At 31.6% G+C, this 9,622-nt stretch carries 12 protein-coding genes; all 12 read right to left on the bottom strand.

Annotated features, from left to right (window positions below; translation table 11 throughout):
• A partial coding sequence (locus ACW2QF_RS09735) for a YncE family protein (RefSeq protein WP_455715808.1) occupies positions 1 to 1,684 on the bottom strand: 1,684 nt, incomplete at its 3' end.
• 93 nt (positions 1,685 to 1,777) lie between these two features.
• Positions 1,778 to 2,581: a lipid II flippase Amj family protein gene (locus ACW2QF_RS09730; RefSeq protein WP_455715807.1), complete on the bottom strand. Its 804-nt coding sequence runs from the start codon at positions 2,579 to 2,581 to the stop codon at positions 1,778 to 1,780.
• 264 nt (positions 2,582 to 2,845) lie between these two features.
• Positions 2,846 to 3,634 carry an RtcB family protein gene (locus tag ACW2QF_RS09725; protein WP_455715819.1) on the bottom strand — a complete coding sequence of 263 codons (789 nt, stop codon included), beginning with the start codon at positions 3,632 to 3,634 and terminating at the stop codon, positions 2,846 to 2,848.
• Positions 3,635 to 3,731: 97 nt separating this feature from the next.
• A complete protein-coding gene (locus ACW2QF_RS09720; RefSeq protein ID WP_455715806.1) occupies positions 3,732 to 4,229 on the bottom strand; it encodes an HAD domain-containing protein in 498 nt (165 codons plus the stop codon).
• 21 nt (positions 4,230 to 4,250) lie between these two features.
• Positions 4,251 to 4,703, bottom strand: coding sequence for an NUDIX hydrolase (locus tag ACW2QF_RS09715; protein WP_455715805.1), 453 nt, complete (start codon positions 4,701 to 4,703; stop codon positions 4,251 to 4,253).
• A 28-nt stretch (positions 4,704 to 4,731) separates the two neighbouring features.
• On the bottom strand, positions 4,732 to 5,145 hold the full coding sequence (locus ACW2QF_RS09710; RefSeq protein WP_455715804.1) for a hypothetical protein: 414 nt from the start codon (positions 5,143 to 5,145) through the stop codon (positions 4,732 to 4,734).
• Positions 5,138 to 6,697, bottom strand: a complete 1,560-nt coding sequence (locus tag ACW2QF_RS09705; RefSeq protein WP_455715803.1) for a tyrosine-type recombinase/integrase — start codon at positions 6,695 to 6,697, stop codon at positions 5,138 to 5,140. The genes ACW2QF_RS09710 and ACW2QF_RS09705 overlap by 8 nt, the downstream gene beginning before the upstream one ends.
• Before the next feature lies 1 nt (position 6,698).
• The gene (locus ACW2QF_RS09700) at positions 6,699 to 7,844 is read right to left on the bottom strand and encodes a tyrosine-type recombinase/integrase (protein WP_455715802.1); all 1,146 of its coding nucleotides are present in this window, start codon (positions 7,842 to 7,844) and stop codon (positions 6,699 to 6,701) included.
• 214 nt (positions 7,845 to 8,058) lie between these two features.
• Positions 8,059 to 8,244, bottom strand: a complete 186-nt coding sequence (locus tag ACW2QF_RS09695; RefSeq protein WP_455715801.1) for a hypothetical protein — start codon at positions 8,242 to 8,244, stop codon at positions 8,059 to 8,061.
• Between the two features lie 155 nt (positions 8,245 to 8,399).
• Positions 8,400 to 8,555: a hypothetical protein gene (locus ACW2QF_RS09690; protein WP_455715800.1), complete on the bottom strand. Its 156-nt coding sequence runs from the start codon at positions 8,553 to 8,555 to the stop codon at positions 8,400 to 8,402.
• Between the two features lie 127 nt (positions 8,556 to 8,682).
• Positions 8,683 to 9,210: a GNAT family N-acetyltransferase gene (locus ACW2QF_RS09685; RefSeq protein ID WP_455715799.1), complete on the bottom strand. Its 528-nt coding sequence runs from the start codon at positions 9,208 to 9,210 to the stop codon at positions 8,683 to 8,685.
• A 171-nt stretch (positions 9,211 to 9,381) separates the two neighbouring features.
• Positions 9,382 to 9,622: hypothetical protein (locus ACW2QF_RS09680; protein ID WP_455715798.1), on the bottom strand; the 241-nt coding region annotated here is incomplete at its 5' end.

Raw genomic sequence — 9,622 nt, 5'->3', positions numbered from 1 at the left:
TTTCAGGTTTATTAAAGAAATCCAGTTTTCCACCTTCTAAGATTTTACTACATTTACCATCATTGATATTAATTACATAGATACCTGACTTCTTCAGAAAATACACCTTATCCTCGCTTATATCATATAAATTTTTTCTGTCTGACCACATTCTTTCATCTGTTTCCTCTTTCACAAATCCTAAATCTCCAATGAATATAGACTTCTCCACTTCACCACTTTCCTGATTGACGATAATTAACCACTCATTCGTATAATCAAGTCCAAAGATTTTTCCATCTGACACCTTAATTTGATGTAACGGAAAGCCAACATCGTATCTTCTAGTGATTTTCTCTGTATCAATGTCAATTAGCGAAATTCCATCTATATAAATGTATTTATACTGCGGATCTTTATTTTCATCCATTGTCTGACCATAATAGCTATACGTAGGAACAATGATTTGATTCTTATCTAACAAATCAAAGTCATAACATAAGGTTCCCAAGATATCACTAAGACAAATTTTCTTTATAAACTTTCTATTCAGATCAAACGTACATAGATATATCTTCTCATCTTCTACATCTTCCGCACTTGCATACCAATTTCCAGATAAATCTTTCTTTGTGCAATAATTATTATACATAGTAACAACTTTAGACATGTCCATTGTCTCTTTGTAATTATTTTTTTCCCAATGATCTTCTTCCCATGTTCGCTCAAAAAAACGCATGAATGGATCTTCCATAAGATTATCCACATTACCACAAGTATATACAATTGGGTCCCCATTTTCAGCCTTCTCCAACGACCAAATTCCATCTTCACCTGCACACATGACATCAAATACAGAATAATGCTTTTCTGGGAATTCACCTTTCTGGGAATCCGATTCATCCTCCGTAGCATTAATAACATTTATCATATTGGTATCCTCAATAATCGTCTTTTCTCCTGTTATTAATCTTCTTACTTCCTCAATATCCTTACTACGATCTTCCATTGCAACATTTGTGTCTTCCATTTTACTAACTATTTCTGAATATGTATAATTCGTGCAATGATTCCCATATAATTTGTATTGTAGATATACACCTAGTCCATATCCCGCTAACAAAGTTGGATTTACACTCTCTCCCTCTACGCCTAAGTCATTAGCAGCATCAAAACGACCGTTATGAGTCATGCAATACCACGAATATCCTCCGCTGATTGTGCTATATTTTTCTAATTTATTTACATTCATATTCTCCCAGTCTGTAGAGTCAATACTATCTAAAACAGCAGCATAATACCACTTAGTTTCCGTCTTAGCAAGCGCTCTTAACTCATCTAATTCCACAAACTTTAACCAATTATCTTTTTCACTATTATGTTCTGTCTTCGTTGGAATTCCAAGAATTACAACTTGATCTGCATTACGAATACTGTTAATCACTTCTTGATTCTCATTAATATCTTCATACGTATTCACATAATACGCTTCAATTGACTTCTTATCTACGTCTTGCGATAAATACCGAAAGAATTCGTCTACTCTTGAAGACTTTAATAACGAATTGGCAATTATACATGTATGTTCCTTTTCCTCTTGGTTTACTACCTCTGCATCATCAATTGGGTTCTCACTTTCCTTACAGCCACTAACTAAGATAATCATCAATAAACTAAGTAATAGAAAGATTCTCTGCTTTTTCATTAATACATAATCCCCCTTATAAACATAACATTTTCACTATATATATTTACAAGTATAGCAACTATGTTACGAGAAGTTTGTCGAACAGGGGATTTAAATAATTCTTGCTATAAATATTATTAAATAAGCTGACGGTATAAGTAATAAAAGCGCAGCAAAAGTTCCGATACATTTGCTTCCCACCATGGCAACTACGCACGACCTAAAATCTTCTTCCGAACATTTTCCTTCTATCACCTCATCAGTCATAATTGACAAATGTGGATCAATGAATATTGACATTAAAACTGTAGCCAAACCATTTATAGTAGATGATAAACTATTACATGTCATTCTCACATCTGGTGCAATGCTACCAGCATATATAGGTGCTAATGAGCCTACAGTAATTAATGAAACCGCAATTAGATTAAAGAGAATTATTTTTACAGGCAATTTTCTAAACTTGATTTTTGTTATATTTGTTGATATAGGAATAGCGACACACTCTTTCATATAGTTAATACCTGTTCTAGAAAAACTATGAATAACAAGTTTAGGAAGAGATTTATCAATGGAAAAACTTAATACACCTTTATAAAAAATTCTTTGAAAAGTGGGTATCATAAGTGCACCTACCACTGTCGCTATCCCTGATACTACTATAATTATATTGAAGATAGATAATACATTATCTGCACTTAAATTATTTTCTACATATTTAGTTAATATGGGCCCTTGAAAAGATACTGCCAACCTTGAAATCAATGATAATATATTAAATACTGAATACGTAATCGCTATTTTACCAGTCCTTACACCAACTAATCTAATAGAATACGCCAATGTTCCGATTATGGTAATTATGAAATTTAAAATTAAGACTATCCCTATTTGAATATTCAATTTTTCCTCCATATAACTTGTCCTACACTCACAAATTATTCTATATTATTAACCGTTATATCTGCTACAATTTCAATACTTTAAAGCCTTTCGTTTAATAATATACCATTCATTTCCATGATTCAACCATAATTATCAAAAAATAGGATAGCCATCATTAGCTATCCTTTCTTATCACACTTTTCACATGAATGATCATGACAATAATACCTTAATGTTATTTCCCCCTCCAAAAACCTTTCAAGCTTTTGCTTTCCTCCATATCAACCTTAACTTTTACTCCTCACCAGCCTTAAAATTATATATAGGTTTAATCACCTTCATAATCTCAGCAGTATCTCCGATGTTATTTACTATATCGTCCATGCCTTTGTACGCCATAGGACATTCATCTAATGTCTTATTATTTACGGAAGTAGTGTAGATTCCTTTCATCTCTTTCTTAAATTCCGATACGGTATAGGAATTCTTAGCCTTATTTCTTGACATAAGACGACCAGCTCCATGAGGTGCAGATTGGTTCCAATCTGGATTACCTTTGCCAATACAAATCAATGAACCATCTCTCATATTAATTGGGATTAATAACTTCTCACCCTTTACTGCTGACACAGCACCTTTTCTTAATATCATATTGTCTGTATCAATATAATTATGGATAGTTGTAAATTCCTCTACTACTTTGAGTTTCATTCCCTTGATGATAACGTCAATCATTGCCTTACGATTCAACATAGCGAACTTCTGAACAATCTTCATATCATGAATATAATCATCCATTAAGGAACCTGTTACATAGGCAAGCGCCTTGGGAATCTCCGTCTTAATTTGCTTCTTCATGTCATCGATTGCAGATTGTATTTCATTATCTTTGCCTGCTGCCTTATATTCATCAACAAGATTAAAGATATCTCTTGGTGTATTATTTTTCAATTGTCTATATGCTTGTTCTTGGTAATAATTTGCTACTTCAAGTCCTAGATGTCTTGAACCCGAATGCACAACGATATAGATATTTCCTTCCTCATCTTGGTCCACTTCTATAAAATGATTTCCTCCACTTATATGTAGATGATGCTATGCACTATTAATTATGCATTATATAATATGCTAATCTTTTCAAAGTATTAGATAAGAAATAGAAATACAATTATAATAATTATTAAATACCGTTAAGACGTGCAATCGCATCTAATACATTTTCTTCGCTTAAGCCAATAGTGGCATTTGTCATAATTAAACTATTCTTTATTATATTATTATTCAAGTCCAAATCATCTAAAACTATATATGATTGAACGTCCTTATGGTGTTCAATCCATAACAGTATTTCCTTTGCTTTTACTAAACTAAATTGCTTTGTTCTCCTTATTTCATCTGTTGTTAAATCAGGGGTTTTATCAAAAATCTTTAACCCATTCTGTTCTAAAATCATAACAAAATGCTTTGCTTCATCTCGAATTGGATTTAGTCTATCATCAAACCAAAACCGCCATCCAGAATGCAATACTATTAGAGCATTTGTTTTTTTTACAATTTCAGCTAATAGTTGTACTCTGGTCTTATCAATAAATTTCCCATCACTTAATTCATTCGGATTCTTTTCATTCCAAATGTTCGAATTTAAAACACCATCTATATCTAAAAATAATACTTTCATGTTATTTCATCCTTTCCAATTTTAACGGTTAAGTGTTCTTAGATAAGCATTTATGCAATCCTTATATTCTTGCTCCATTTTTTCGGGTAAATAATTAACATTATAAAATTTCAAACTTTTGCTTTCATCCATGTCAGGCATCAATTCACCTATGTAATCAGTCGTTGTGTAAACTGCTGTTACGGAATACAATTCGTCATCATTTGGATTTTTATAAAAATAATCTGGGCCAGATAATACATCGAGTAATATTAAGTTATTAATTTGTAGCCCTGTTTCTTCAAATACTTCTCTTTTTGCAGTTTCTATTAATGACTCTCCTAAATTCATTAACCCACCTGGCAAACCCCAAAAGTAATTGTCTCTTTCCTGTAACAGTAATTCACCCTTTTCATTTACTATGATAACAACAGAACCAGGTAGTATTAATGGGCTATGTCCCACAAATTTGCGTAATTCTTTATAATATTCCAACTGCATTACCTCCTCTATTTATTCATTTTTAACCTTGAATATAAATAAGCAATATTTCATACCTCTCCTGAAGCTCCTTTTGTGACGTATCCAACTCATTAATTTTAATATCTTTCGCAACGATAACTGCTTTAAGTCTGCTAATCTCATTATTTGCTTTTTCTAAACTCTTTTCATACCTTACAGAAACATCCTCTTTAATAGGCTTCACTTTTAATGTTTCCTTGTACTGACATACCTTATTATGTTTTAATAATACCTTTACATGTTGCTTACTTAATGTTGAAGCAGAATATCCTGTCATCTCTATTAATTTCTTTTTAGTAACTTCTGCATTATCATTCTTTAATTCATCTATTACTTCTTGGATTTTTGATAACGTTTGACTTCGTTTTTCATCTTGAAGCTTTTTCAAGCTATCTGGTATCTCTCTTTCACTCATAAGAACCCGTCTCCTTCATTCTAATGATTTTATTTACAATCTTTTTGTTCAAACCCAAATTGTATTGAGCATTTTCAAGCATAAACTTGTTATTTTTAAATATCCTTGTCTTTTCTTCCCATTCAGATACTTGTTCTTCAAAGTACGCCAATTCCTCTAAGTTCGGTCTAAAATAGTCACAAGAAAGGCATTCAAACATTTCGCTTTTACAAGCAGATATATCACTGCATATTCCAAGTCTACCCAATGAATGAGAGCGTGGCATCCTCATGATTTTATCAAACGCTTTGACATTTTTATTAATGATTTTTCCTCTGAACTCATGCGTTTCGGTTTCTTCATTGGCTATTTTCCTTGCTTGCTGAATAGTTTTTTCCTTGTCTGGATGGACATAACTTCCTTCAATCATTGCTGTAGTTTTATGGTGCGTTAAATCTTTTATTTCCAGCAGTGAAAAGCCTTCATATATCCTATCAGTTATTGCATTATGTCTTAATTGGTGCGATGTGATATGATAGATACCACCACTACTTTCTCTTATTTGGTATCTATCAGCCAGTACATTTAATTGTTTACGGAAACACGAATCCGTTAACGTAAACACAGTTGTTGTGTCAATTTTTGATGAAATATATTTACCACTATATTTACCATTCGTATGGTATTGGCTTCTTACATATGTAAAAAGTAAGTCGTTATCATTCATTCCAACATATTGCTGTAATGATTCTGTTACTTTCATTTGTTCATGAATAAGATTTAGTAGATATTCTCCCATATCTTCATTTTTGAACCCAATCACCCTTGTTTCAGGCTCTATGTACCCACCATTTTGCTTATACATATTAAGGGTTAAAGTAAATAGGTCTCCATATTGCCTAATGCATTCGATAGGAATTGACACTACTTCACCAATACGAGAAGGTATTAGTCTACATATCCAGTAGGCACATTTTAGTGCTAAAGGAACATCTTTGTAATAAAATATATCATCAAATTGTTTTATGACCTCTGGGGGAATATACTTGCTATCTATTAAACGGTCTGACGATGTTCGGCTAAATGGATTAACATTCCCCATTTTTACAATTGGAATCCCTTCAAAGGCAGACATCTTTGAGAAGAAGGCAGTAATTGCAGTCCAATAACTTTCTTTAGTTGATTTCTTTACATCAGTTACATACTCTAAATAATCCTGATAAGCATTAATTAGTTCTTTATTAACCTTATCAATACTTAAAGAATTACATTGTTCCTTTAAAAAAGCATAAAATCTCGAAAGACCAGTTATATTACTTTGAACTGTGCTTACTGCTATACGCCTATTTAATCTTGAAAGAGCAAACTTCTTGGTAATAACAGCATATTCGGATGGGATATTAACAAAATATAAAGTATTTTTACCCTTTCCCAGCCCTTTTCGCTTAAGCTTCTCAAGCACCCAAGTATTATCATCAAATGAAGTTACTATTGAATAAGTTTTTATTGATTCTATTAATTCTTCATCTTCATCAGCAATATTGTAACTATAATCAAACTCTTTATTAAGCATCCTACTTGCCTTCCTTTTCATTTATCTTGTCTATAACAGCTTGATAATCGCTCAATAACTTCATTTCCTTTCTGTATTCAACAAATCCTTCATAATCAGTGATATTATAATGCTTATAGGCTTTTATGAGAGCATCTATAATGTATTTCTGTGAATCCCTCAATTCAATCCACTTGTTAAGATATTTCTTTCCTGTACATAATTTCGGGCATGTGGCACAATTAGACTTCCCAACTCTTTTACCGCACGGTCCTTCGGAAATATGCTTTGAACATTGGCCAAATTCTACTTCCCTAACATTCATTGCAAAATCTACATATAGTTGTCTTCGTTCCTCTTCGGAATACTGTTTTAAATTTTCATCTCCAACATATAAAGCAAACTTCTTTTTATAATAATCAGAATTTAACTGAGCCATCCTCTTTTTTCTTACTTCAGCATAAAATTTTTCAGTGGTTCTTTTATCATGTTGTCCCAGTTGACTTGCAATTTCTTGAGATGTTGCCCCATTATCAGCCATTATTACAGCCAATGTTTTTCTTGCTTGTCTTGCAGTATAATACCACAATTCACCATCTTCACCCAAGATATTATGCTTTTTAATTATGCGATTAACAGCATCAACATAATTTGATTCTTGAGCCATTGCTATATCGATACTGTTTCTTGCCTTTGTTTTTTGACTTAAAAATATGTAATTGCTTTCCGAACGTACCCTTAATGATTCTGTCATTTTAATCTTTAAATATAATTTATTAGCAAGTAAAGCATTTATCAGAACTATCTGTTTACATGGTTTTCCTGACAATTTCAACTTATTTAGAATCTTATAAGGTGTATATTCAAGTACATAATATTTTTTATCCACTTTACTTTCAGTGAGACAATCTGCCTCTAAAAAAATAACTTCTTTAAGCCTTAAACCAGTATCCTTCAATATTTCATAAATCAATCTGTAATTCGAGCCCAATTCATGAAAGTGATTATCTAATTGCTCCGCTACACTATCTGGAATGATTTCTGTATTTTTTATCATAGCTTTGGTGTTCCGAAATTGGAACTCTCTTGCATAATTTGCTTTGGGGGGATAAGCATAATTATCAATTTTCATAAGGCATTCTATAACTGCAGAGATTATTTGAATCATTTTTCGTAAGCTCTCTACCGAGTATTTTTCATTGAACTGCGTAACTACTTCATCAGTTTGTAATACAGTAATTAAACACATAATGTTTTAATCTGTGATAAAGCCATCTCTTCCACTACATCTGTATATACCTTTGCTTCGTTATATTCACCTTTTATTATTTTCATACTTATCCCTTTCTTAGCACATTGCTTGTGATACCTTTTTTACCTTACTAATCTCTTTCATTTTTTCTTATTTCTTGTAGTTTCTTCTTTTTCTTATTAATATGTCTCACTTTTGCTCTAGGGTAATATTTATCACATTTTTGGCAGTAATTTTCATGGCATGCATCTCTGCCTTTTTTACATTCACCTAAAGCAACATAATACTTGCATACTGTTTCTCTATATTTTGCCATCGCATACTCCTCTAATATTCACTTGTTATTACTATGTCTACTTATACCATAAAAGAAGCCAATCACCACATGCTAATTCGCATGCAGTAATTGGCTTCCTATAAGATCTAGTCTTCCAATATCATGGTTACTATTGGAATTAAACTTATGGTCAACTAATTTCTAGCAAACTTTCTTATAGATAGGATTCTATTGTTATGCTCACAATAATCCCCATCATTATAGCATGATTTACAGTTATTTATTTTCTTAGTATATGTGTTACGTTCTCTTAATACACTTGTTTGTTTACTTAAACTATTCTGATTCATTACAATATCCTCCTTTCCTTTCACATGATAAACACCATATCAACAAAACTATGTAATATATCGACAAATACTTGAAATAACTTTAGCAGTAATTAAGAATACGAATTGATCAATAACTAAGGTAGTCTCATTTATCGAGGTTAATCCAAAATATTTGCTGTTCTTTATCTTCAAAATAATTTTCGCAAGTTAATATCCCACCACAACTAATTATTGTTCGGCTTGATGCTATGTTATCTTTATCACAGGAAATCATCACTTTGGGTAATTTCATTTCTCTTGCTATTTCTAAAACAAGTAATAATTGTTGTTTACCATATCCCTTTTTTCGTTCTGTCGGGCGAATTCCATATCCAATATGACCACCACATTTCTCTAAATCCTCTGTGAGAAAATGTCTTAATTGAATTGAACCTATAATTTTATTGTCAGATTTTCGTACTGAAAAAAATGTGCTTGCAGGAACTGTATCTGCTAACAACTTGTCTTTTTCAATAGAGAGAACAATATTAAGCCATTCGTTAAAATCATTAAAATATGCTATACTACAACTACCATTGATATGTGTTTCGCCAAAATTGAAGTATTCCTGACGATATTCCCAAATGCTTTTTTCTAATTCCTTTGATGGCTTAACTAATATCAAATTATCCATATTCAATCCCCTTTATTGAGTAAATAAATTCCTCAAGCACTATATTATAATAAAAAGCTTTCAGTTAATAATAAACCTAGATTTTCCATAATTCAACTGTAATTATTGTAATCTCTCATTTAAATATACCTTTGCTTACTCTATTTGTCTTTATAGGTGGTTTTCATCCACCTAATTTTCTAACAATATTTTTGCTATATCAGGAGCTACTATGTGAAAAGTCCTTAAATCGTCGTCTTTTTCAAACTTAACAATAACATTACTTTTTGAACCATAGCTTGTAAAAGTAAGAACATATCCTTCATTCATCGTGACTTTCAACATATTTCCTGTTATCATTTCAATATACATATTCGGATCAATTGTTGCTTCATTAAATGAGTTTATGATATTCTCTTTATCAGTTCCAGTT

It is taken from the genome of Anaerosporobacter sp. (assembly GCF_965301125.1).
This window is presented reverse-complemented; position numbering and strand designations above follow the sequence as displayed.